Annotated in this window: 23 protein-coding genes and 1 riboswitch; of the genes, 15 read left to right on the forward strand and 8 right to left on the reverse strand. The window is 40.6% G+C overall.

The features are described 5' to 3' along the window. The first annotated feature begins 13 nt into the window (after window positions 1-13). From LC090_RS00465 to qoxD, 5 genes are all read left to right on the forward strand, one after another. A complete protein-coding gene (locus LC090_RS00465) occupies window positions 14-1,453 on the forward strand; it encodes a sucrose-6-phosphate hydrolase (RefSeq protein WP_226654229.1) in 1,440 nt (479 codons plus the stop codon). 377 nt (window positions 1,454-1,830) lie between these two features. Further along, on the forward strand, window positions 1,831-2,766 hold the full coding sequence (gene qoxA / locus LC090_RS00470) for a cytochrome aa3 quinol oxidase subunit II (RefSeq protein ID WP_226654667.1): 936 nt from the start codon (window positions 1,831-1,833) through the stop codon (window positions 2,764-2,766). 17 nt (window positions 2,767-2,783) lie between these two features. Further along, window positions 2,784-4,727 carry a cytochrome aa3 quinol oxidase subunit I gene (gene qoxB / locus LC090_RS00475; RefSeq protein ID WP_226654232.1) on the forward strand — a complete coding sequence of 648 codons (1,944 nt, stop codon included), beginning with the start codon at window positions 2,784-2,786 and terminating at the stop codon, window positions 4,725-4,727. A gap of 14 nt (window positions 4,728-4,741) precedes the next feature. After that, window positions 4,742-5,350: a cytochrome aa3 quinol oxidase subunit III gene (qoxC, locus tag LC090_RS00480; protein ID WP_226654234.1), complete on the forward strand. Its 609-nt coding sequence runs from the start codon at window positions 4,742-4,744 to the stop codon at window positions 5,348-5,350. A 1-nt stretch (window position 5,351) separates the two neighbouring features. Next, on the forward strand, window positions 5,352-5,675 hold the full coding sequence (gene qoxD / locus LC090_RS00485) for a cytochrome aa3 quinol oxidase subunit IV (RefSeq protein WP_226654236.1): 324 nt from the start codon (window positions 5,352-5,354) through the stop codon (window positions 5,673-5,675). Between the two features lie 58 nt (window positions 5,676-5,733). On the opposite strand, the gene LC090_RS00490 is transcribed toward qoxD, so the two are convergent. Continuing rightward, window positions 5,734-6,018: a spore morphogenesis/germination protein YwcE gene (locus LC090_RS00490; RefSeq protein ID WP_226654239.1), complete on the reverse strand. Its 285-nt coding sequence runs from the start codon at window positions 6,016-6,018 to the stop codon at window positions 5,734-5,736. 181 nt (window positions 6,019-6,199) lie between these two features. Here LC090_RS00490 and LC090_RS00495 point away from each other — a divergent pair, with 181 nt between their 5' ends. Further along, window positions 6,200-6,784: a hypothetical protein gene (locus LC090_RS00495; protein ID WP_226654241.1), complete on the forward strand. Its 585-nt coding sequence runs from the start codon at window positions 6,200-6,202 to the stop codon at window positions 6,782-6,784. 11 nt (window positions 6,785-6,795) lie between these two features. Next, complete coding sequence (locus LC090_RS00500; RefSeq protein ID WP_226654243.1) at window positions 6,796-7,971, forward strand: GNAT family N-acetyltransferase; 1,176 nt, start codon at window positions 6,796-6,798, stop codon at window positions 7,969-7,971. A gap of 44 nt (window positions 7,972-8,015) precedes the next feature. Here the strand turns inward: LC090_RS00500 and LC090_RS00505 are convergent, their stop codons facing one another. From LC090_RS00505 to LC090_RS00515, 3 genes are all read right to left on the reverse strand, one after another. Then, window positions 8,016-8,492, reverse strand: a complete 477-nt coding sequence (locus LC090_RS00505; protein ID WP_226654668.1) for a DMT family transporter — start codon at window positions 8,490-8,492, stop codon at window positions 8,016-8,018. A gap of 14 nt (window positions 8,493-8,506) precedes the next feature. Beyond that, the gene (locus tag LC090_RS00510; RefSeq protein WP_226654245.1) at window positions 8,507-8,935 is read right to left on the reverse strand and encodes a DMT family transporter; all 429 of its coding nucleotides are present in this window, start codon (window positions 8,933-8,935) and stop codon (window positions 8,507-8,509) included. A 65-nt stretch (window positions 8,936-9,000) separates the two neighbouring features. Further along, complete coding sequence (locus LC090_RS00515; protein ID WP_226654246.1) at window positions 9,001-9,318, reverse strand: ArsR/SmtB family transcription factor; 318 nt, start codon at window positions 9,316-9,318, stop codon at window positions 9,001-9,003. A 214-nt stretch (window positions 9,319-9,532) separates the two neighbouring features. Here LC090_RS00515 and LC090_RS00520 point away from each other — a divergent pair, with 214 nt between their 5' ends. From LC090_RS00520 to mmuM, 4 genes are all read left to right on the forward strand, one after another. Beyond that, complete coding sequence (locus LC090_RS00520; RefSeq protein WP_226654247.1) at window positions 9,533-10,771, forward strand: SGNH/GDSL hydrolase family protein; 1,239 nt, start codon at window positions 9,533-9,535, stop codon at window positions 10,769-10,771. A 123-nt stretch (window positions 10,772-10,894) separates the two neighbouring features. After that, a complete protein-coding gene (locus tag LC090_RS00525; RefSeq protein WP_226654248.1) occupies window positions 10,895-11,044 on the forward strand; it encodes a hypothetical protein in 150 nt (49 codons plus the stop codon). A 62-nt stretch (window positions 11,045-11,106) separates the two neighbouring features. Beyond that, window positions 11,107-11,209: riboswitch (SAM riboswitch) on the forward strand. An 82-nt stretch (window positions 11,210-11,291) separates the two neighbouring features. Continuing rightward, window positions 11,292-12,695, forward strand: a complete 1,404-nt coding sequence (gene mmuP / locus LC090_RS00530; RefSeq protein WP_226654249.1) for an S-methylmethionine permease — start codon at window positions 11,292-11,294, stop codon at window positions 12,693-12,695. Next, window positions 12,670-13,614: a homocysteine S-methyltransferase gene (gene mmuM / locus LC090_RS00535; RefSeq protein WP_226654250.1), complete on the forward strand. Its 945-nt coding sequence runs from the start codon at window positions 12,670-12,672 to the stop codon at window positions 13,612-13,614. The genes mmuP and mmuM overlap by 26 nt, the downstream gene beginning before the upstream one ends. Before the next feature lie 55 nt (window positions 13,615-13,669). Here mmuM and LC090_RS00540 read toward each other — a convergent pair whose 3' ends face one another. Next, window positions 13,670-14,392, reverse strand: a complete 723-nt coding sequence (locus tag LC090_RS00540) for a 3-ketoacyl-ACP reductase (RefSeq protein WP_226654251.1) — start codon at window positions 14,390-14,392, stop codon at window positions 13,670-13,672. 200 nt (window positions 14,393-14,592) lie between these two features. Here LC090_RS00540 and LC090_RS00545 point away from each other — a divergent pair, with 200 nt between their 5' ends. The 3 genes from LC090_RS00545 (at window position 14,593) to LC090_RS00555 (ending at window position 17,020) form a co-directional block, all read left to right on the forward strand. After that, window positions 14,593-16,017, forward strand: a complete 1,425-nt coding sequence (locus LC090_RS00545; protein WP_226654253.1) for an aldehyde dehydrogenase family protein — start codon at window positions 14,593-14,595, stop codon at window positions 16,015-16,017. A gap of 199 nt (window positions 16,018-16,216) precedes the next feature. Next, window positions 16,217-16,384: a hypothetical protein gene (locus tag LC090_RS00550; RefSeq protein ID WP_226654254.1), complete on the forward strand. Its 168-nt coding sequence runs from the start codon at window positions 16,217-16,219 to the stop codon at window positions 16,382-16,384. 69 nt (window positions 16,385-16,453) lie between these two features. Further along, on the forward strand, window positions 16,454-17,020 hold the full coding sequence (locus LC090_RS00555; protein WP_226654255.1) for a GNAT family N-acetyltransferase: 567 nt from the start codon (window positions 16,454-16,456) through the stop codon (window positions 17,018-17,020). 40 nt (window positions 17,021-17,060) lie between these two features. Here LC090_RS00555 and LC090_RS00560 read toward each other — a convergent pair whose 3' ends face one another. From LC090_RS00560 to LC090_RS00570, 3 genes are read right to left on the reverse strand one after another with little or no spacing between them, the layout of a single operon-like run. Next, window positions 17,061-18,440 (reverse strand): PTS ascorbate transporter subunit IIC, encoded by a 1,380-nt coding sequence (locus LC090_RS00560; RefSeq protein WP_226654256.1) that lies wholly within the window; start codon window positions 18,438-18,440, stop codon window positions 17,061-17,063. A gap of 3 nt (window positions 18,441-18,443) precedes the next feature. Then, on the reverse strand, window positions 18,444-18,719 hold the full coding sequence (locus LC090_RS00565) for a PTS sugar transporter subunit IIB (RefSeq protein WP_226654257.1): 276 nt from the start codon (window positions 18,717-18,719) through the stop codon (window positions 18,444-18,446). 14 nt (window positions 18,720-18,733) lie between these two features. After that, complete coding sequence (locus tag LC090_RS00570; RefSeq protein WP_226654259.1) at window positions 18,734-20,839, reverse strand: BglG family transcription antiterminator; 2,106 nt, start codon at window positions 20,837-20,839, stop codon at window positions 18,734-18,736. 386 nt (window positions 20,840-21,225) lie between these two features. Here LC090_RS00570 and LC090_RS00575 point away from each other — a divergent pair, with 386 nt between their 5' ends. After that, window positions 21,226-22,149: a DUF6612 family protein gene (locus LC090_RS00575; RefSeq protein WP_226654261.1), complete on the forward strand. Its 924-nt coding sequence runs from the start codon at window positions 21,226-21,228 to the stop codon at window positions 22,147-22,149. Window positions 22,150-22,193 lie beyond the last annotated feature (44 nt).

The raw sequence follows: 22,193 nt of genomic DNA on the forward strand, positions 1-22,193 counted from the left end.
ACTAGGTGATTTGATGTTAGATCGAAACAATGAATTAAAAGAACTAGCCATAAAAGAGATCGAAATGCACCGAGAGACGGTTGAGCGTGATCCGTATCGTCCAGCTTTTCACTTAATGCCACCCGTAGGCTTATTGAATGATCCAAACGGCTTTATTCAATGGAAAGGAACTTATCACGTCTTCTTTCAATGGATGCCGTTTAAGACGGAGCATGGGGCAAAATTCTGGGGTCACTATACATCCAAAGACCTTGTGAACTGGGAGCTTGCGCCAATTGCATTAACTCCTGGTGACTGGTATGACAAGAATGGGTGTTATTCAGGGAGTGCGGTTGTTCATGATAACAAGATGAAACTTTTCTATACAGGAAATGTGAAGGATGAAAATGGAAATCGCGAAACATATCAATGTGTGGCCGAATCAGAAGATGGGATCCATTTTGATAAAAAGGGCGTGGTGGTTGAGTTACCAGAAGGGTATACCCCACATTTTCGTGATCCGAAAGTATGGAAGCATTTAGATAAGTGGTATATGGTCATTGGCACGCAGGATTTAAGTGAGGAAGGGCGCATCGTGTTATATGAGTCTTCTGATTTAAGAGAGTGGACGTTCAAAGGCGATGTAACCGCTTCGGGACAAGAGCCGATTGGTGACCTGGGATATATGTGGGAGTGTCCAGACTTATTCGAGTTAGACGGAAAAGACATTCTACTCTTTTCACCACAGGGTCTTGAAGGAAATGGCTACCTTTATCAAAACGTCTATCAAACCGGTTATCTGTCTGGAGAACTTGATTATGCTAGTGGGAAGATGAGTCATGGAGCATTTACTGAGCTTGATCGTGGCTTTGAGTTTTATGCCCCTCAAACGACGCTTGATGAGAATGGTAGAAGGTTAGTGATCGGATGGATGGGTGTACCAGAGCAGGGAGAAGAGCATCATCCAACAATCGCTCATAAATGGATTCATATTTTAACAATCCCGCGTGAGCTTCATTATGAGGGAAATCAACTTTTTCAACGTCCTGCTGCAGAACTTGAGGCAATGAGACATAGTGACATAACGAAGAATGTAAGTCTTTCGAATGAGCGAAAAGAGTGGAGTGAGTTGAACGGAGCGGTATATGAACTACTTGTTCAACTTAATAAAGTGGAAGAAACCTTTTCTGTAACCATACGAAATAATGCTACAATGACGTATGATGCAACAAAATCAGTGTTAACATTTAAGAGAAAAAGCTTTGTGAACGGGGAAGAAGAAACACGTAGCTGCTTGATTGAGAGTGTAAACGAGCTCCGTTTCTATGTTGATTCTTCTTCGATTGAAGTATTTGTAAACGATGGTAAAGAAGTATTCACCTCAAGGTTTTTCCCAGAGGAGTATAACGAAAGCCTTGTATTTGAAGCAGACGGACATTCAACCTTTCAAGTAACGAAATGGTTATTAAAGTAATAGGTATTAAGCGAAACCCCACTGGCTGAGTCAGTGGGGTTTCATGGTGTGTAAAGACATTTCCTAACAAAGTTTATGTCGTTTCAATATGAAAACGACATGAAAGTGAATGATAGGAATCAACATTGTAAAACAAGCAAGCGCTGTTATATCCAGTAAAGTTAAAAAAATCCACAAATTTGAACGAATTATGAACGAAATGTGTCGAAAAAGTGATAAATGCATGAGCAACTTTTGACACTTTGTGACACGTGTCACATTTATATGAGGAACCTGCTACAATAGCCAATGGTAACTGTTGTTCCATGTCATTTATTGTTTAAAATCTACTTAACTATTATATAGGAAGAAAGGAAGGTGGCCTGGCGGTGAAGCGAATGAAATCATTCTTTGCGCTCAGTATGTTTCTTGCAGTAATGGTATTGAGTGGCTGTAGTAACTTAACCGTGCTTGATCCAAAAGGACCTGTAGCAGAACAACAAGCGAATTTAATCCTTTTCTCTATTGGATTTATGCTGTTTATTGTTTTGGTCGTGTTCGTGCTATTTACACTCATCCTTGTTAAATATCGTGAACGTAAAAGTGGTCCTGAATATGAACCTCCTCACATCGAGGGAAATGTATTTCTAGAAATTGTTTGGACTGTTATTCCGGTAATTATTCTTATTGTTCTTGCAGTGCCGACGGTACAAACGATCTTTGCACTTGAAGAGGCACCGGAAGCAACGTCTCATAAAGATCCAATCGTGATTCATGCAACGTCAGTTGATTGGAAATGGGTCTTCAGCTATCCAGAGGAAAATATTGAAACGGTGAACTATCTTCATATTCCTGAAGATCACCCAATCTTATTTAAACTCGCATCTGCTGATTCGATGGGATCATTTTGGATTCCGTCACTTGGTGGGCAGGAGTACACGATGTCCGGCATGATGACAGAACTGTATTTGCAAGCAGATGAAGTTGGGGAGTATCGAGGCCGTAATGCAAACTTCACTGGTGAAGGATTTACGGAACAGGTATTTACCGTAACCGCTGAATCTGAAGAAGATTATGAAGAGTGGGTAGAAGAGGCGCAAGACGCACCTAAACTTACTCAAGAAAAATACAATGAGTTGATGCTAAAAGGTCATACAGAAGAGCAAACATTCTCAGAAACCCATCTTCAGTGGGTGGATCATGGAATGGATGCTGAGTATGCAACGAAAGTCCGTAATGGCGAATCAACTGATGAAGATGATTCCTCAGAAATGGATCATTCCGAAATGAACCATGACGATTCTGAAAAAGATTCCGAGGAACACTCGCATTAAGAAAGGAGGAAGACACCATGAAATTGGATGAATTTTTTGTCACCGGGGATCCGCTTATTTACGGTGCGGATGTTTCGATCGCGTTAACACTGATCGGTGCCATTTTCGTACTAACGTATTTCAAAAAGTGGAAGTGGTTATGGACAGAATGGCTAACGACTGTTGACCATAAAAAGCTCGGTGTCATGTATATCATTGCAGCCGTCCTAATGCTATTCCGCGGTGGTGTGGATGCCTTGCTCATGAGGGCACAGCTAACCGTTCCGGATTCAAGCTTTTTGGATGCGAATCACTACAATGAAATTTTCACAACGCACGGTACGATCATGATTATCTTCATGGCGATGCCGTTCTTGATTGGTTTAATTAACGTTGTTGTTCCACTACAAATTGGTGCACGTGACGTTGCTTATCCATTTCTAAACGCAGTAAGTTTCTGGACTTTCTTCATGGGGGCTATGCTCTTTAACATTTCTTTTGTTATCGGGGGATCGCCTTCTGCTGGTTGGACAAGTTACGTACCTCTAGCTGGTCTAGAACTAAGCCCTGGAGTAGGGCAGAACTATTATTTACTAGGATTGCAGATTGCAGGTATCGGTACTTTGTTAACGGGGATTAACTTCCTGGTAACGATCTTGAAAATGAGAGTACCGTCCATGAAGCTGATGCAAATGCCTATGTTTACATGGTCTTCCTTGATTACAATGGTTATCATCATTTTTGCATTCCCGGTACTAACTGTGGCACTTGCACTTATGACGTTTGACCGTCTGTTTGGAAGTCACTTCTTTACAATGATGGATGGCGGTATGCCAATGCTATGGGCAAACCTCTTCTGGATTTGGGGACATCCTGAAGTATACATTGTTATTCTTCCAGCATTTGGTATGTTCTCTGAAATTATTAGTACTTTTGCTCGTAAAACGCTGTTTGGTTATAAAGCAATGGTTTACTCCATGGTTGTTATTGCCGGACTAAGCTTCCTAGTATGGGTTCACCACTTCTTTACGATGGGAGCAGGTGGAGCAGTTAACTCATTCTTCTCCATCACAACGATGTTAATCGCCGTTCCGACAGGTGTGAAGATCTTTAACTGGCTATTCACTCTGTACAAAGGGCGAATACGATTTACAACAGCGATGCTTTGGTCGCTTGCCTTTATCCCGAACTTCGTTATCGGTGGGGTAACGGGTGTTATGCTAGCGATGGCAGCAGCTGACTATCAATATCACAATACGTATTTCCTAGTTGCTCACTTCCACTACGTACTAATTTCTGGTACCGTATATGCTTGTTTTGCAGGTCTATATTTCTGGTATCCAAAAATGTTCAACCACCGTTTGAACGAACGTCTTGGTAAATGGAGCTTCTGGATTTTCGTTGCTGGATTTAACTTATGTTTCTTCCCAATGTATTTCTTAGGTCTTGCAGGAATGCCTCGTCGTATTTACACTTACGGAATTGGAGACGGCTGGATGAGCTTGAACGTACTGGCTACGTTCGGTGGTGTGTTAATGGGAATCGGCTTCTTAATCCTTGTTTATAACATCTACTACAGCTTCCGTTACTCTCCACGTGAAACGACTGGTGATCCGTGGGATGCTAGAACACTGGAATGGTCTACACCAGCTCCAGTACCGCATTATAACTTCGCACATCTTCCTGAAGCGAAAGGTCATGATGCATTCTGGATTATGAAAGAAGAGAAGAAACAAGGAAAAGCACCTGAGAAGAAACCTTATAAACCAATTCATATGCCAAGCTACTCTGGTGTACCGATTATTATGAGTGTTTTCTTCTTTATTGCCGGATTCGGTATGGTCTTCTCCTGGCACTGGATGTCCATCCTTGGACTAATCGGTGTGCTTGCGACAATGGTGATCCGTTCGTTTGATTATGATAAAGGTTTCTACGTTAGCGTAGAAGAAATAGAAGAAACTGAGAAAAAGACTACCTTATAAAGGAGGCGTGAAGCATGGAATCAGTCGAATATTCTCCTAACACGCCTTTAGAATATCAGTCGGAAACTGGCCGACTGAATATTCTAGGCTTCTGGGTTTTCCTCGGCGCAGAGATCGCTCTATTCTCTACTCTGTTTGCGACTTACTTAGTGTTAGTAGGTCGTACTGGAGGCGGTCCTGGACCAGAAGAGCTTTTTGAACTAAAAGGTGTGCTTATAGAAACGTTTTTACTTCTAACAAGTAGTTTTACTTGTGGACTAGCAATTCATTATATGAGAAATCATTCACTAAAAGGTGTATTTCTATGGATCGGTGTTACGCTGGCTTTAGGTCTAGGATTCCTGGGCTTTGAGATTTATGAATTTGTTCATTATATTCATGAAGGTGCTGCACTAACAACAAGTGCTTATTGGTCTGGCTTCTTTGTATTAGTCGGAACACACGGTGCCCACGTTACAATGGGTATCGCATGGATTTCGCTAATCTTAATTCAGTTAAAGCAGCGCGGGTTAACACCTGATACAACAAGGAAGGTCTTTATCTCCAGTCTTTACTGGCACTTCCTTGACGTTGTGTGGATCTTTATCTTCACAGCAGTCTACTTGTATGGGATGGTGATGTAAGATGTCCAACAACGAGCAGACAAACAGTCATAGCCACTTTCCATGGAGTCACTTAATTGGTTTCGGTCTTTCGATCGTCCTCACATTACTTGCTTTGTGGGTAGGTTTTGCTTCAGACTTTAGCTTCAGAACAATTATGATTATTGTCGTTATTCTGGCATTAATTCAGGCAGCTATTCAACTCTTGATGTTTATGCACATCACAGAGAGCGATAGTAGTCGAATTCAAGTTGGTACGATTTTATATGCGGTCTTTATTGCCGCTGCAATCGTAGCTGGAACAATCTGGGTGATGTCATTCGGAATGCACAATATGAACATGTAATTGAAAAACCGTTGTTCCCGACAAGAAGGGAACAACGGTTTTTTTAATGGATATGTGATTATTCTTCAACGCGGGACATTTTCTTTGCAAGCTGACGTTCCTTAAGGAAAGGACGAGCAAAGATGAGATAAGCCGCTAAATGAGCAAATAGAACATTAATCGCAAAAAGTGTAATAAAGAGTGTATGTGCAACTGGAGTCATACCGCCACCAATATAGAAAATAAGTAGCGCCCAGATTGCTACAATGAAAGGCGTGTGTACGAATGCGAGCTTCTTATAATCCTGCCAGAGAAAAAGTGGGGTTGCCGTAATAACGAAAAGATAGACCATATAGACATCCATAGTAAACAACTCCTTTTTATGATACCGCTTACAAATTAAACTTATGTCAAAATAAAGAATAATTTGTGAATGTTTTGTTACAATTAGTATACCACAATTGTTCGAAAATTCTACATATATTTGAGATTTTTTTCCGGTAACCTTATGATTTAAGAAGTCATTTAAGAAAGTTGGGTTCATTATGAAGAGAATTTTATTATTTATTATATGGCTTGGATTCATTTTATATGCTGTCTTTGTGGCACCCGAGGGTAACGGTTCCTACCTCTCAGACCTCTTCACAATGAATCATTCTGATGCTGGTTTGTTCGCTATGTTTTCTTTACTTGGGGTTTTTCCGGCGGTATTTGCTATTTTACTTCTACGAGACGATAGTGGATCAGTTCCAGCCTGGCCGTTTGTTCTTGGATCTTTTGCGTTAGGTGCGTTTAGTTTGTTGCCTTATTTCTTCTTAAATAAGAAGAGAAGTCGCTCCAATCGAACGCCAGATAAGCTAAGAAAATTTCTGGATTCTAAAGTTCTCTCGCTCTTCCTATTGGTATTAGCGCTTGGTTTAATGGTATATGGGATATCTGCTGGAGATGGGATGGTTTATCAAAAAGCTTTTCTAGAATCGAATTTTGTTCACGTAATGACAATTGATTTTATCGTATTAACTGGTCTTTCCATTCTAGCTTTACGAGAACGCGACGGAACTTCAGGTGTGAAGGGTTTTCTTCCAATTATCGGCCCTCTATATGTAGTCACCATTAAAAAAGGTAAATAAGGAGAATGAAAATGCGTAAATTAGAAAAAAACGAAATCATCAATGCGGTACGTCTTTCAGAATATGCCTTTCAATATACTGTGCGGAAAGATGAGCTAGATGAAAAAATCAAGGGATATAGCGAGCATGAGATCTGGGGTGATTTTGAAGAAAATGAACTTGCTGCAAAACTTCATTTAATTGATTTTGAAACATGGATTGCTGGAGAGAAAATGAAGATGGGTGGCGTAGCATCAGTTGCAACTTATCCGGAATATAGAAGAGGGGGAAGGGTAGCACGACTGCTCTGCAATGCTTTGATGGAAATGAAACAAAGGGGCCAAACGATCTCTTACCTCCATCCCTTTCAAATTTCCTTTTATCGAAAGTTTGGATATGAAGTGTTAAATAATTGGAAGCAGTTAGAGTTACGTGCAGAAGATTTCAAGCCACTTTCTCGTGTGAATGGAACAGTGAGACGAATTGAACTGGATCACGTATATGAAAGCTTGAATCCTGTTTACGAAACATTTGCGAAACGCTATAATGGCATGCTCGTTCGAACTGAAAAGTGGTGGAAGGAACGCGTATACTCGAAAGGGTTTCAGTTTGCTTCTTATAAAAATGAAAAGGAAGAATTGGTCGGATACGTTTATTACAAAATTGAAAATCGGAAATTGGAAGTTGAAGAAATGGTCTGTTTGGAGGGCGAAGCAAGAAGTGGACTGTGGAATTATCTCTGTCAGCACGATTCGATGATTGATGGAGGAACGATACTAACAAACGAAAGTGATCAGCTAGCATTTTTGTTAGCCAATCCTAAAGTGAAAGCAACTGTCGAGCCATATTTTATGGCGCGTATTGTTGATGTGGAGAACTTCCTTAAACTTTACCCATTTCATATTGAACGGAACGAGTCTCTCTTTCTTCATATCATTGATGAACAGGCGGAGTGGAATAATGGAAGCTATTTAATCAATGCTGAAGGTATTCGTGTATTTAAAGGAGATAAAACAAATGCAGCATGCGCTCATCCGCCAAGGAGAGGGCTTAGGTGTACGATTAATACACTAACGGCTATAGTAACTGGATATCAGAATCCATCTTTTCTCTATGAAGCAGGCTTGATCGAAGGGCCAGAGGAGGACGTTGTTCTCTTGCAACGCTTATGTTCTAATAAAGAAACAAACTTTATGGACTTCTTTTAAAAAAAATCCCATCTCAACATATGAGAGATGGGATTTTTTTTGCTTTATTCTTGTACATTTGCCGTTGCTTCTCTTTCCGCCTTCATGTTTCCTACATAGATCAAACGCAACGCAATCACCATTAGGAGGATGGCAATCAACCTTTTTATATCAAAAGAAACCTGTAAACCACCGAACCAACCGAAGTGATCAATAAGCATCCCCATTGACAATTGGCCGATAACGGTTGAAATGTTTGCTGCGATGACACCTATTTTTGGAACAGCAAGAATGGTAAGAAACAGATAACCTACTCCAAACCACACGGCACTAAGCTGCCATTTTGGTGCTTCGAGTATTTTAAGCAAATCCCCATTCCCAACGAAAAGAATGACGATAAATAGTATCATTGCTCCAGTAATAAAAGTGATAAAAGTACTTTCAAATGTTCCTGCTTTTTTACTAAATGCCCCATTGATTGAAGACTGAGCGCTTAGAAAAATACCGCCAAAGACAGAGGCAAGTAGAATAAGAATGGACATCATGAACCAACTCCTTAAAAGATTAAAATAAGAGCAACGGCCATCAATAAAACGGCTATTATTTTTTCTTTCTTGACCCTTGTTGCTTTGCTTCCTAACCAGCCCTTATGTTCAATAATCATACTCATCGCCATTTGACCAACGATTACGCTAATCATTGCTAAACCTACACCTACAATAGGGATTCCGATAACAAGGATGGTTAAATAAATAACACCTAGAAAACCGCCAGTTAACTGCCACTTTGGTGCTTTGAAAGTATAGGACAAGGATCCTTTTCCAAGAAATAACACCACGATTCCAATAATGACTGTACCGACAGCAAAGTTATAAAAACTGCTTTCCAATTTTCCAATTGATTTTCCTAACTCACCGTAGATTGCTCCTTCCACGCTTAGCGCGGCACCAGCAAGTAAAGCGAGGAGGTAAATGCCAAATTTCACAATGAACATCTCCAATCATATTTATAATTCGAGGAATATCGATACGTTGAGTAAAAAAAGAGAGCTCAAAGCTCTTTTTGAATAAAAGTGGCTACTTGTTGAATGATTTCTTCGTTTCTCCGGTAATAAGTCCATTTTCCATGTCGCTCAGACTCGAGTAGACCTACCTTTTGCATCATAGATAAATAATGCGAAACGGTCGATTGAGACATGTTTGCTTTTTCTTGGATGTCACCAACGCACACGCCACCCTTTTCACTGATGTTCTTAGAAAGGTGTGCGGTTGGTTTTTCAAAATGGTCCATTGGATTCTTGAGCCACATCAACATATCAATACGCGTTTGATTTGCCAGCACTTTAAAAATATCAACGTAATTTTCCATGCGTTTATATTAATCGATGATCTTCGATATGTCAAACGCTTTGCAAATCCTTAACATTCATGGAGAAACGGCATTAATCAAACTGGATAAGGGTATTCTGTTAACAGTTAAGCAACAGAAATGTTAAGACCAACTTAGGAAATCAGTTAAGCACGAAGACTTTTATGAGAAATATAAAGAAATTGTATGAATTAGCAAACGAGAGGGATTTAATATGACACGCATGTTAACTGGAATCGTCATCATTCTAATGATTGGATTAATGAGCTTAGTTAGTGCCAAAGGATGGCCATCTTCAACGAAGGACGCATCTGAGAAGAGCGAATGGGTCGGATCATGGACTGCTAGCATGCAGGCTCCTGCTAAAGATGGAAACTCTCATGAAGGATTTAAGGATCAAACAATCAGGTTAATTCTTCGCCCGCATATGGCAGGGGAGAAGATGCGGATTCGATTATCCAACGAATTTGGTTCACTCCCTTTATCTATGAAAGAAGTGAGAGTGGCTGTTTCGAGTGAAGGGGCAAGTATTGATAAGGAGACGGATCAGCTTATTACATTCAAAGGTGAAGAATCAGTGACGATTCCTGCAGGAGAAACACAATATAGTGATGCCATTGAATTTCCGGTAGATGCCAATCAAAACTTAACGGTTAGTTTGTACGTAGATCGTGAGACCGGCCCAACAACCTGGCATCAGCGCTCAAACCAGACAGTCTATATGTCTGAAAAAGGAAATCATGCCGGAGAAGAAAAAGGCTCTTCCTACACGTCAAAAGAGGAAGCCTGGTTCTGGCTTGACCGACTAGAAGTTGTACCTGATGAATCAGTAGAAGGTGCTGTTGTTGTAATGGGAAGTTCCATTGCAAATGGCAATTATTCCACGTTAAATGCAAACCGGCGTTGGCCAGATTATTTAGCGAATCGCATGAATTCGAAAAATGCTGAGGTGAAAATGTCGGTTTTAAATGCAGGGATTTCTGCCAATCACCTGATTAATAGTGAAGAAGGAAAAGGGCAGAATGCCTTTGCAAGATTAGAACGAGATGTACTTAGCCAAGAAGGAATCAATGGTGTTATTCTACATGAAGGCATTAATGATTTAAGACACTATCCCGAATACGATTCACAGAAAATCATTGATCGAATGAAAAAAATTATTAAAGCCACTCATGATAAGAGAATGCCTATTTATGGAGGGACTTTAGCTCCTTATAAAGATTCTAGTATGTTTACGAAAGAGGGAGAGAAGACGCGTCAGGAAGTCAATGAATGGATTCGTACGAGCGGAGAATTTGATGCAGTCATCGATTTTGATAAAGCATTGAGAGATCCAGACGATCCCGAAAAGTTTCTTTCGGAGTTTGATTCTGGGGATCATTTGCATCCGAATGATAAAGGATATAAGAAGATGGCAGACACAGTCGATTTCTCAATATTTAAACAAAAGTAACCCTTGCAAAAAGAACGAATGTTCGATAAAATTGAATTATCAACCGAATATACGTTCTCACATCATGGTATGACTTCCACTTCTTAGGGGAGTCATCTTTTTTTTTAGGAGGAGGGGAAGGGAATGGAAAATGAGTACGTTTTAAAGCAAGCAGAGAAAGATATGAGGGAAGCGATGACACGGTTTTCAAAAGTAAAGAAACGGGATGGCATGAAAACAATTGTTCAAAGACAAATGCAGGGAAGTCGTCAATGGAAAAGAGATATTTGGTAAGTGCTCTCATAGTCACGTCTTGACAAATTTTGTTTGGATTGATATTTTTATTAAAATATATTTTCTTATCCAGAGAGGTGGAGGGACTGGCCCTTTGAAACCTCAGCAACAGGTCCATTGGATACTGTGCTAACTCCAGCGGGTGATAAACCTGATAGATGAGAGCCTTCGGTTTTATTTTGTCAGTTACGCACTCATTTCGAGTGCGTTTTTTTGTTTTTCTGGATGGAAAGTAAGGAGAATTAACATGGAAAACAAACAGGGTTTTAAAAGGGAAATGAGGTCAAGACATGTTGTCATGCTCTCGCTTGGAGGAGTCATCGGTACGGGGTTGTTTTTAAGTTCTGGATATACGATCCAACAAGCAGGTCCTATTGGGACGATACTGTCTTATCTGGTAGGTGCACTTGTCGTTTACCTGGTCATGCTGTGTTTGGGGGAGCTGGCGGTGCATATGCCTGAGACAGGTGCTTTTCATAGCTATGCGGCTAAATACATTGGCGGAGGAACAGGCTATACGGTTGCCTGGTTGTATTGGCTAACTTGGACAGTTGCGCTTGGTTCTGAGTTTACAGCTGCTGGTATGCTCATGCAGAGGTGGTTTCCACTCATTAACGTATGGATTTGGAGCGGGTTGTTTGCTGCAATGATTTTTATTTTAAATGCTCTAACAGTGAAATTTTTTGCTGAGAGTGAATTCTGGTTTGCTCTTGTAAAAGTTCTGGCTATCGTGTTGTTTATTATCATAGGTGCAGCAGCGATCGTAGGATTTATTCCAATGGAAACTGGAGCAAACGAATCCTTATTCGCTAACTTCACAAATGAAGGCATATTTCCGAATGGTGCATTTGCCATTTTAATGACGATGCTGGCAGTGAATTTTGCTTTCTCTGGAACTGAACTCATTGGAATTGCAGCGGGAGAAACAGATAAACCTGCACAAACCATCCCAAAAGCGATTCGAACCACCTTAATACGGCTGATTCTATTCTTTGTCGGTTCAATCTTTATTTTATCCGCTCTTCTACCGGCCTCAGAAGCTGGCGTTCTAGAAAGCCCATTTGTAGCGGTACTTGAAAGAATTGGGGTTCCTTATGCGGCGGATATGATGAATTTTGTTATCCTTACCGCTATTTTATCCGCTGCAAATTCAGGATTATATGCTTCGTCGAGAATGCTCTGGTCTCTTTCGCACAAGCAAATGATTTCTCCTATTTTTGCTAGACTAAACAAAAATGGTGTCCCTCTTAACGCGGTGATTTTAAGTATGTTAGGCGGAGTACTTGCACTCCTTTCAAGCATCATTGCACCAGATACCGTTTATGTGGTGCTTGTCTCTATATCTGGTCTGGCCGTTGTCATTGTCTGGATGAGTATTAGCGCGTCGCAATTTCTTTTTAGAAAGAAATATGTAACAGACGGCAGATCGATTAAAGACCTCAGTTATCGTACGCCATTCTATCCGATCGTTCCGATCTTAGCCTTCGTCCTTTGCTTCGCTTCTTTGGTTGGAATTGCTTTTGATCCGACCCAGCGAGTAGCGTTGTACTGTGGAATTCCGTTCATTGCATTGTGCTATGGAAATTATTATTTAACAAAACGAGTAAAGAAAAGGGGAGTAAGTGATGTGGCAGAAACAGAATCCTATTAAGGGCATTTTAGAAGACTTCAATTTAGTCATATTAGACGGGGCGCTTGCAACTGAACTTGAGAAATACGGATGTGACTTAAATGATTCGCTCTGGTCTGCTCGCATTTTGCTTGAAAATCCAGAGCTTATCTATCAGGTTCACTTAGATTATTTCCGTGCAGGAGCTGATTGTGCGATAACATCAAGTTATCAGGCTACAATTGAAGGATTAACAACCCGCGGTTTAAGTAAAGAAGAGGCTGTGGAGTTAATAAAGAAAACAGTTATTCTTGCGCTCAAGGCACGTGATGATTTCTGGGAACAGGAGGGAAAATTGAATCGTCCCAAACCTTTTATCGCTGCTTCTGTTGGTCCCTATGGTGCCGCCCTTGCTGATGGATCGGAATATCGTGGTGATTATAACGTAAGCGATGAGGTGCTTATCGCATTTCATCGTCCGAGAATAGAAGCATTAATTGAGGCAGGTGCGGATGTTTTAGCTTTTGAAACCATACCATCTTTTCAAGAAGCGAGAGTTTTAGGTTCCCTATTACAAGAGTTTCCATCGACTTATGCATGGCTTTCTTTCACTCTTCAAAATGAGGAAAAAATGAGCGATGGAACGACTTTAAAAGCATGTTCTCACTACTTTAAGGAAAATGCCCAGATTGCGGCAATTGGCATTAACTGTGCGTCTCCTTCACTTGTGACGAAAGCGATTCATCAATTAGCTTCTCAAACCGATAAACCGATTATTGTGTACCCTAATTCAGGAGAAGTTTATGACGCTAAGACCAAAACATGGCGGGATGGTGAATCATGCGATGGGATTGTCGATGGATCAAATGAATGGTTTCAAGCAGGTGCACGATTAATTGGTGGATGCTGTCGGACAAGTCCGGAACAGATCAAGCGCCTTTATGAAAGCTGGAGAGGGTAACACAAAAAGGAGGTAACGGATGTTTCGTTACCTCTCTTTATTTAGTGAATTTAGTTTAAAATGGATTCGTCGCCCACTGCAATGACTGCTTGATGAAAATCCGCGGGTGCAATTTCAATTGACCCACCATATATTCGGCAAGGTCCTCAGGCTGCATATATTTTTCTTTATCCTGCTCATCAAGCTTGTCCCCGAAGACGAGTTCTGTTGCAACAAGACTTGGATTAAGAGTAAAGACGCGAATGTTATTTCGACGAACTTCTTGCATAAGGGCTTCGGTCATGCCCTGGATAGCAAACTTAGAAGCACTGTAAGATGTAGAGCCAGCCGTTCCTTTTAGGCCGCTACTTGAGGAGATTGTGATAATATCACCGCTGTCTTTTTCGATCATTTGTGGGAGAACTGCCCGCGTTACATGATACGTTCCATAAACATTGACTTCGAACGTTTCCTTCCAGTCATCGGGTTCAATCTCTAAAAATGATCCGTAACGGCCCATTCCAGCATTATTAATTAAAATATCTGCTGTCCCGAGTTCATTTTTTAATTTCTCTACCGCAGTATTCACTTCTTCAATCTTCGAAATGTCAGCTGGAGCAACGATCGCTTTAACGCCGTGCGATTCTGCTTCGGTCGCTACTTCTTTCAGCTTCTTTTCTGTCCTGGCAATTAAGCCAACGTGTACCCCTTCACTCGCGAGTTGAAGCGCGGTTGCACGTCCAATACCACTACTTGCGCCTGTAATATAAGCAATTTTTCCTTTAATCGTTTGTCCCATTCTTACTCATCCTTTCTGCAAATCTCTCTATTTTAGTCTAAAGCTAATATTCCTCGGATTCAAAGATAAGCAACCGCTTTCTAAATTTCATGAAAGCATCCATATGTTTAACTATAGTCCTTAACGGTTACAGTTACTGTGGAAGCAAAGAAAAGCTAAATCATTTTAAATCGATTAAATATAAAAAGGAGTTTTACATCATGCGTAACCAATTAAAACATTACATTAATGGCGAATGGGTTGAATCAACAGGTTCAGAAACACATGAAGTAATCAATCCAGCGACAGAAGAAGTGATCGGTAAAATTAGTTTAGGAACGAAAGAAGATTTGGATAAAGCAGTGAAAGCAGCACGTGCGGCATTCCCTTCTTTCTCTCAAACAAGCCGAGAAGAACGTGTGAAAATGCTTGAAGATATCGCGGAAGAATACGCGAATCGTAAAGAAGAAATTATTGACGTGATTACACAAGAACTCGGTTCTCCACGCTCTATTTCAGAGAAAGTTCATTACAACATGGGCTATCAACACTTCTCTGAAGCAGCAAAAGCATTGAAAGAGTATTCTTTCTCAGAAGATCGTGGCGATCATACAATCTTTAAGGAATCCATTGGCGTGAGTGGTTTAATCACACCTTGGAACTTCCCGACAAACCAATCGTCTACTAAAATTGCGAGTGCGTTTGCAGCAGGAAGTCCAGTTGTCTTAAAACCAGCTGAAATCACACCATTTGCAGCGATTATCTTAACTGAAATCTTTGATAAAGTGGGCGTGCCAAAAGGTGTATTTAACCTCGTGAACGGCACAGGCGAAACGATCGGTGACGGCATTAGCTCACACCCTGATATCGATTTTGTATCATTCACTGGTTCTGCAGGCGTTGGTGAAAAAGTGATGAAAAACGCGGCGGAAACAATTAAGACAGTAGCACTTGAACTTGGAGGTAAATCTCCATTTGTGATGCTAGAAGATGCGGATATTACGGAAGCGGCTAAAGCAGCGGTTAGTCATATTGCAACAAACTCCGGTCAGGTTTGCTCGGCTGGTACTCGAATGATTATTCCTGCTTCTCGAAAAGAAGAATTTGAAGAAGCTGTAATAAATGTTCTTCCTGAATTTCCAGTAGGTGACCCGAACGGAAACAACTATGTGGGACCACTCGTTTCTGAAAAGCAGTGGAATACCGTGCAGTCTTACATTCAAAAAGGAATCGACGAAGGTGCCAACTTGATTGCAGGTGGAACTGGTAAGCCAGAAGGTCTTGAGAAAGGCTACTATACAAAACCAACAATCTTTACAGATGTGAAAAATGACATGGTCATTGCGCAAGAAGAGATCTTTGGACCTGTTATGTCGATCATCACATATGAGACAATTGATGAAGCGATCGAAATTGCGAACGACGTCGTATACGGTCTTGCTGGATATGTCTTTGGTGAAGATAAAGAAACACTTCGCAAAGTCGCAACAAGCATCCGTGCCGGTCGCATTAAAGTGAATAATGCTGATATGGATTTCTCAGCACCGTTCGGTGGCTACAAGCAATCTGGTATCGGCCGCGAGTGGGGAGACTTCGGAATTGAAGAGTACCTTGAAACAAAAGCAGTACTAGGATTCCCGTCTTAAAATAATTTAATAACGTATGAAAGAGAGCAGTTGCCACAAGGGCAGCTGCTTTTTTGGTTTGGATGTAGATAAAGAGTAGAGGGATTCCTTAATTAGATCGGTATAGAATCAAATAAAGACCCGTTTGTATTTTGTTTAAAACCCCACGGTAGACGTAAGAAATGGTAAATTAGTTTTGTATGAATTTAGGAGGTGCGAAATGTTTCTCTTTTTTCTGATCGTAGCGAGCAGCGTGGTTGGACTTTTACTTTTTCCGCTACATGAGATTGGCTTCATTATTGGATTTGGTATTATCGTAGGTTGCTTGCTTCGAGGGCTATATTTGCTTCATGAAATTAATCGAAAGCTTGACCCAGATAAGAAGTGATAGTTTGAAACGATCTATTAAATTTGAAAAACGATGTTTTTTATGAATCCAATTGATTGAGGTGTTAATTTGAATAAGTTTAATCTGCAAAAAGTGTCTGCAAGATTAGTGATACGACCTTTAAAAATGGAAGACTATCAAAACTGGTTACGCGAATTTAATGCAAGGCTTCCTTCGCAACACGCCTATGATCCAGGTAAGATGGATATGAGTGACTGTACAGAAGAGTGGTTTCACGAATTAGTGCATAAGCATCAAGAATTAGCCATAAGTGATACGGCTCATGTGTTTGGTGTTTTCCATAAAGAGGATGGGACGCATATTGGAATGGTGGATTTTTCAACACTAGCGAGAATGAATTTCCAGTGGGCACGGATCGGCTACACGATACATAATCAGTATTGGCGAAAAGGGTATGGAAAAGAGGCAGTAAGAGCGGCGTTACAAATTGCATTTCATAATCTTAACTTTCATCGCATAGAAGCACACATTAACCTGGATAACCAACCATCGACTCAATTAGCTGAAAGTGTGGGAATGATGTATGAAGGTGTGAGGAAAGGCTTTATTTATGAGAATGAGAATTGGACCGATCAGTTGGTTTATGTAGCGACTGCTGAAAATGAGATAGAATAACAAAAAAGACCATCCTTTTACTGAGGATGGTCTTTTTCGACTAAATCGTATCATGTTTTTCTTCTAAATTATTTTTCGCTAGCGAACGTTTGATCAAGGCAGCTCCAGCAAATACAGCGATGAGTAAGGCAGCAACGATGACAAGGAATAGAACGTTAGAAGATAGCAGCTCAATCAAGCCGCCGAGAAGGAGTCCAACTACACCGAAATCTGAATCTCCAAATGTCGTTCCTTGAAATCCTAGTGAACCAAGCACTGGCAGAAGTAGTGCTGGCAAGAAACTGATGATGACACCATTAGCCATCGAGCCAAATACCGCTCCTTTACGACCGCCAGTCGCGTTACCGAATACGCCAGCTGCAGCACCGGTAAAGAAGTGAGGCACAAGACCTGGGACAATCACTTTTAGACCTAAGATTGGTAGAAGGAACATGCTGAGAAGTCCTGCGACAAAGCTAAAGAAGAAACCGATGATGACCGCATTGTTTGCGAATGGGAATACAGACGGAGCATCAAGTGCTGGGATTGCATTAGGTACGACTTTATCAGCAATTCCTTTAAAAGCGGGAACGATTTCAGATAGGAGCATTCTTACACCCGCCAAAATGATGTAGACGCCAGCTGCAAACGTTAACGCTTGCATAAATGAGAAGACCAAGAAGTTTGTTCCGCCGCTTAATTCTGATTCGATGAACGAAGGGCCTGTGAAAAGAGCGACTACGAAGAATAGAATCGCCATTGTAAGAGAGACAGATACAGAAGTGTCTCGCAAAAAGTTAAATGACTTTGGTACTTTAATTTCTTCAGTCGATTTAGAGTTTTTTCCAACTGCTTTACCGACAGTGGCTGCGATTAAATAACCGAAAGAGCCAAAGTGTCCAATGGCAAAGTCATCACTACCTGTAATTTTTCTTGTGTAAGGTTGCAATAGAGCAGGTAACAGAACCATCAGAGATCCGAGGATAAGGGACCCAGTGATGATCATTGTTGCGCCACTAAAGCCACCGGTTGAAAGAATAACGGCGATCAGACAAGCCATGAACATCGTATGATGACCTGTTAAGAAGATATACTTAAAAGGTGTGAGTCGCGCTAGTAGGATGTTGGCTACCATTCCGAAAAGCATAATCATCGCCGTTTCTGCACCAAATGCATCCTGAGCTAGTGCAACGATCGCTTCATTGTTTGGAATAATTCCCTGAATTTCAAAAGCATGATCAAACATACTACTAAAGTTATCTAGGGAGGCGACAAGCACACCTGCCCCTGCCCCCAAAATAACAAAACCCATGATTGTTTTTAGCGTACCTGATATGACATTGGCAACATCTTTCTTTTGAAGAAGTAAGCCGATAAGGGCAAATAACCCTACAAGAATCGCTGGTGTACCTAGAATGTCTTTCATTATGAGATCGACCATGATTTATGCCCCTTTCAAGTTTGCTTCAATCGCCGTCCTTAGTTCTTTTTTATCCATCAAATTATTTAGCTTAATCACATTTCGTTTGCCGTCTTCTAGATTTTCAACAATCTCGGTTGAGCCTAAGTAGTAATCAGCATTTTCAGATTTACTAGTCGTAAGGTCTGTGTGATCAACCTCAGCTTCAATTCCAAGCTCGTTTAGAATACTTTTTACGTTCATTTCTACGATAAAGCTGCTTCCTAGACCATTTCCACATACAACAAGAATTTTTTTCATTTTTATTCTCTCCCTTAATTTGAGTATTTTGATACAAGTTTAATAATTTCTTCTTTTTCCTCTGCTCGATAAATCATTTCTAGATTTTCTTCTTCTGATAGAAGCTCCGATAGTTGAGCAAGAGCTTTTAAATGTGTTTCGTTATCTACTGCAGCAAGCACAATGAGCAACTTAACCTGGTGCTTTTCTTTAGATGAAAAAGGAACTTCTTGATCTAGTCGAAGCAAGCTCATCCCGACCGTATTCACGCCTTCTTCTGGACGGGCATGAGGAATAGCGATTCCTGGAGCAATCACGACATACGGCCCCAGATCTTCTACGTTTTTGATCATAGCATCGATATAGGAAGGGGCGATTTGCTCTGTTGCAAGAAGCGGCATGGCCGCTGTTTTAATCGCCTCTTTCCAATCGGGTGTATCTGTAGCAAATTGGATCGTTTCTTCGTGTAATAAGTCATTTAACATAGGTCGTTCAAACCTTTCTATCGATAAGGTGGTTGGTGATGGTGCAAAAAACTGTTGTAATTCATTTCTTAGTTCTTTTTCATTCGTAATCGTGCCGTGTTTTTTCATGATTTCAACGATCACGTCAGGGGTAGGTCCACTCTCTTCACTTGGAGTTGTTTGTACTTCCTCCATCCAATGCAGAATTTTCTCTTTTCCCTGCTGCGTCAAAATCGGGTTAACCGTTAAAATGGGTAACGTCTCATGCTCCAAAGGTGATGTAGAGAAGACATAATCTACGTCGTAGTGATTTTGTAGAAATTGCCTCCTTGAAACTGTCCCGATGATTTCCACATTTGTGAGAAGCTTTTCAAGCTGTCCTCTTAAAATATTTGATGTGCCAATTCCTTTTTCACAAACGATAATCGCTTTCCCAAATGTTACTTCTGGAAGCTCTTCCTTCTGCATCCAAGCTCCAAAGTGCATGGCGAGATAAGCTAATTCATCATCAGGGAGCTTTTGAGACATCATCAATTCAATCGGCCAAACCGCTCGTTTCGTAATAGAAAAAACATCTGGATATTCCTGCTGGACTGACGCTGTTAATTCGTTTGTGATCGGAACATGATATTTCAGCCGGTAGTATGTTGGTTTAAGATGAAGAAAAAGTGCTTCTTCTAGTTCATCGCGCTGTTCGAATAGGACACAAGCGTAAACTTGAAATTCGTTCACGATTTCAGTAACCACTTTTCTAAGCTTATTACTTTCAAGACTACCTACCGTACCTACTTCAGAATAATTGACTCTTGAGCCAAGTAGGTGCATTGTGATAAAGCCTATCTCATCCAGTGATAAGGAAAGTTTAAATTGAGCTTCTAATTCTTTTGCAATGCTCTTTGCCGCTTCAAACTCTCTCGTTGAACAAAGAGCGTGTTTTTCATCTGGATCGAGCTGGATACGATGTTCGCCTTTTAAACGTTGAAGAAGAACGACAAGCTGAATGGCTAGAACATGAATTGTATCGTCTGTTAACTCTACTTTTAGAATTGGTTCCGCATTCATGATGATTTGCTTCATCGGTATGAGGTGTGAATAGGTATGTTCATCACCATTCTTTAAGAGCGGATAAAGAAAATTCGTCATTTCGGTTAATTGTCCATTGGTGAGGACCTCGGACAGAAAAAGACTCAATATTCTCCGCTTGTTTTCCTCTTTCCCTTCCACACGATAGCCTGTTGATCGTTCAAACTGTAACGTTAATGCTTCATCGGCTAGAACTTTCTTAACAAGTTTTAAATCTTTAGCGACTGTTCCACGACTAACTTGAGTTCGATCCATAAAGTTCTGCATAAAGATCGGCTTATCATTTGTTAAGAGCTCGACACCAATTAAGGTGATACGTTCTTGTTGCGAATAGTGGTACTGCCATTCTTTTAGTTCTTTCATCAATTTAGGAACGGTTTGTTTGGTCTCTTCTGAGAGATAGTAACCTAATCCTTGTTTTGTTTGGATAATGGGTAGTTTGTTCTCATCGAGCCAATCGTTAATTTTTTGTAGATCGTAATGAACGGTTCGTTTTGATATGCCGAGCTGGTCGATGACATGATCAACCGTAACTAACTCAGTTGCATTCACGAGTTTCGTTAATAGAAACGTGCTTCTTTCATCAAGTGACATGGAGATCTCCAACTCCCTTACGAGTGCAAAATGATACGGATGAAACAAATCATGATTTGATAGTGCTAAGTATATAGGCGATAGAACAAATATGAAAGGGTTTGCAATGTGTTGTTTTTGTCTTTCGTCAATTTGCAAAAGTGAACAGATGTAATTTTTGGGTATCTAAACCTAGTCATACTCTATTAAAAAAGCGAAAGATCAATAAAAAATAAGTTTTAGAAAACGGCAAAAAAGCGTTTTAATTTTACTTTATTGGGAAAATAAGGTTTAGGTGAAAGAAACTGGTGATTAATAGGTGTCTCATCTGGTAGCCTCATACATCATTTCCTGTCACATCACTTCCCTAGCCTTCTCTTGCCAAAAAAATGAATTGGAGTGTTTTGATGTTAAAGAAGTTAGTCCCTCTATCGGTAGCCGCAGTTGTTTTTGTAGGAGCTCCGTTTCACACATCAGCAAAGGAAATGACTGCAACGGATATTTTAAAGCAGTCAAATGAGGCGATGACTGAGGTTGAGAGCTATTCTACAAAAACAAATGTGGAACAATCAATGCCTCTTGAAGGAGAAACAATGATGATCTCCAGCCAATCTGAAGCAGACATTACGTTAAAGCCTTTTGCGATGCATCAGGTCGTCACAACAAAATCACCTGAAGAAGGCGAAATGTCCATAGAATCTTATTGGACTGAAGAAGGTTATTATCAAGAAGATCCCGAAAAAGGCTGGATCAAGATGCCGAAAGAACTCACACAAGGTTTAGAGGAACTACAAAGCATGTCGTCAGTAGAAGCACAAATGGCTCAGGCGGAAGAGCTCGGCAAAGAGATGAGCGTCGAAGAGACGGATGAAGGTTTTGTGTTAACGTACGAAGGCGATGGCAAGACGTTAATGGAAGCCTCTATGAAGATGTTTGAAGACAGCATGTCAGGTGAAGAAGGTTCCGGATCGATGAAAGGTCTCATGGAACAAATGACGATTAATGACGTTAACTATAAAGTAACAGTTGATAAAGACACGTATTACATGAAGCATTTAACGATGGACATTGATATGGATATGAAAATTGAAGATGAAAGCATGAACATGAAACAATCAATGGAAATGTCGATCGACAACTTTAATCAAGTTGATACGATTACCGTTCCGCAAAACATCATTGACTCTGCTAAACCGCTTGATGGAATGAAAGAGGGCGGAGAGTTGCCTGAAACAGCTACAGCCAATCCAATGCTTGCTATGGGTGGAGTAGCTTTGGCGGTAGCTGCAGGTGGTTTACTTCTTTATAGAAGACGTTCCGTTAGCTGGTAATATGGCTTAAAAACCGCATAATAAGCGGTTTTTTCGCTTTTCTT

It is taken from the genome of Guptibacillus hwajinpoensis (assembly GCF_020524165.1).
GTDB lineage: Bacteria > Bacillota > Bacilli > Bacillales > Guptibacillaceae > Guptibacillus > Guptibacillus hwajinpoensis_D.

Bases quoted from the DNA above. Each gene is read 5' to 3' on its own strand.
- LC090_RS00465 (WP_226654229.1), top strand. From the start codon at position 14: ATGTTAGATCGAAACAATGAATTAAAAGAACTAGCCATAAAAGAGATC.
- qoxA (WP_226654667.1), top strand. From the start codon at position 1,831: ATGAAATCATTCTTTGCGCTCAGTATGTTTCTTGCAGTAATGGTATTG.
- qoxB (WP_226654232.1), top strand. From the start codon at position 2,784: ATGAAATTGGATGAATTTTTTGTCACCGGGGATCCGCTTATTTACGGT.
- qoxC (WP_226654234.1), top strand. From the start codon at position 4,742: ATGGAATCAGTCGAATATTCTCCTAACACGCCTTTAGAATATCAGTCG.
- qoxD (WP_226654236.1), top strand. From the start codon at position 5,352: ATGTCCAACAACGAGCAGACAAACAGTCATAGCCACTTTCCATGGAGT.
- LC090_RS00490 (WP_226654239.1), bottom strand. From the start codon at position 6,018: ATGGATGTCTATATGGTCTATCTTTTCGTTATTACGGCAACCCCACTT.
- LC090_RS00495 (WP_226654241.1), top strand. From the start codon at position 6,200: ATGAAGAGAATTTTATTATTTATTATATGGCTTGGATTCATTTTATAT.
- LC090_RS00500 (WP_226654243.1), top strand. From the start codon at position 6,796: ATGCGTAAATTAGAAAAAAACGAAATCATCAATGCGGTACGTCTTTCA.
- LC090_RS00505 (WP_226654668.1), bottom strand. From the start codon at position 8,492: ATGTCCATTCTTATTCTACTTGCCTCTGTCTTTGGCGGTATTTTTCTA.
- LC090_RS00515 (WP_226654246.1), bottom strand. From the start codon at position 9,318: ATGGAAAATTACGTTGATATTTTTAAAGTGCTGGCAAATCAAACGCGT.
- LC090_RS00520 (WP_226654247.1), top strand. From the start codon at position 9,533: ATGACACGCATGTTAACTGGAATCGTCATCATTCTAATGATTGGATTA.
- LC090_RS00525 (WP_226654248.1), top strand. From the start codon at position 10,895: ATGGAAAATGAGTACGTTTTAAAGCAAGCAGAGAAAGATATGAGGGAA.
- mmuP (WP_226654249.1), top strand. From the start codon at position 11,292: ATGGAAAACAAACAGGGTTTTAAAAGGGAAATGAGGTCAAGACATGTT.
- mmuM (WP_226654250.1), top strand. From the start codon at position 12,670: ATGTGGCAGAAACAGAATCCTATTAAGGGCATTTTAGAAGACTTCAAT.
- LC090_RS00540 (WP_226654251.1), bottom strand. From the start codon at position 14,392: ATGGGACAAACGATTAAAGGAAAAATTGCTTATATTACAGGCGCAAGT.
- LC090_RS00545 (WP_226654253.1), top strand. From the start codon at position 14,593: ATGCGTAACCAATTAAAACATTACATTAATGGCGAATGGGTTGAATCA.
- LC090_RS00550 (WP_226654254.1), top strand. From the start codon at position 16,217: ATGTTTCTCTTTTTTCTGATCGTAGCGAGCAGCGTGGTTGGACTTTTA.
- LC090_RS00560 (WP_226654256.1), bottom strand. From the start codon at position 18,440: ATGGTCGATCTCATAATGAAAGACATTCTAGGTACACCAGCGATTCTT.
- LC090_RS00565 (WP_226654257.1), bottom strand. From the start codon at position 18,719: ATGAAAAAAATTCTTGTTGTATGTGGAAATGGTCTAGGAAGCAGCTTT.
- LC090_RS00570 (WP_226654259.1), bottom strand. From the start codon at position 20,839: ATGTCACTTGATGAAAGAAGCACGTTTCTATTAACGAAACTCGTGAAT.
- LC090_RS00575 (WP_226654261.1), top strand. From the start codon at position 21,226: ATGTTAAAGAAGTTAGTCCCTCTATCGGTAGCCGCAGTTGTTTTTGTA.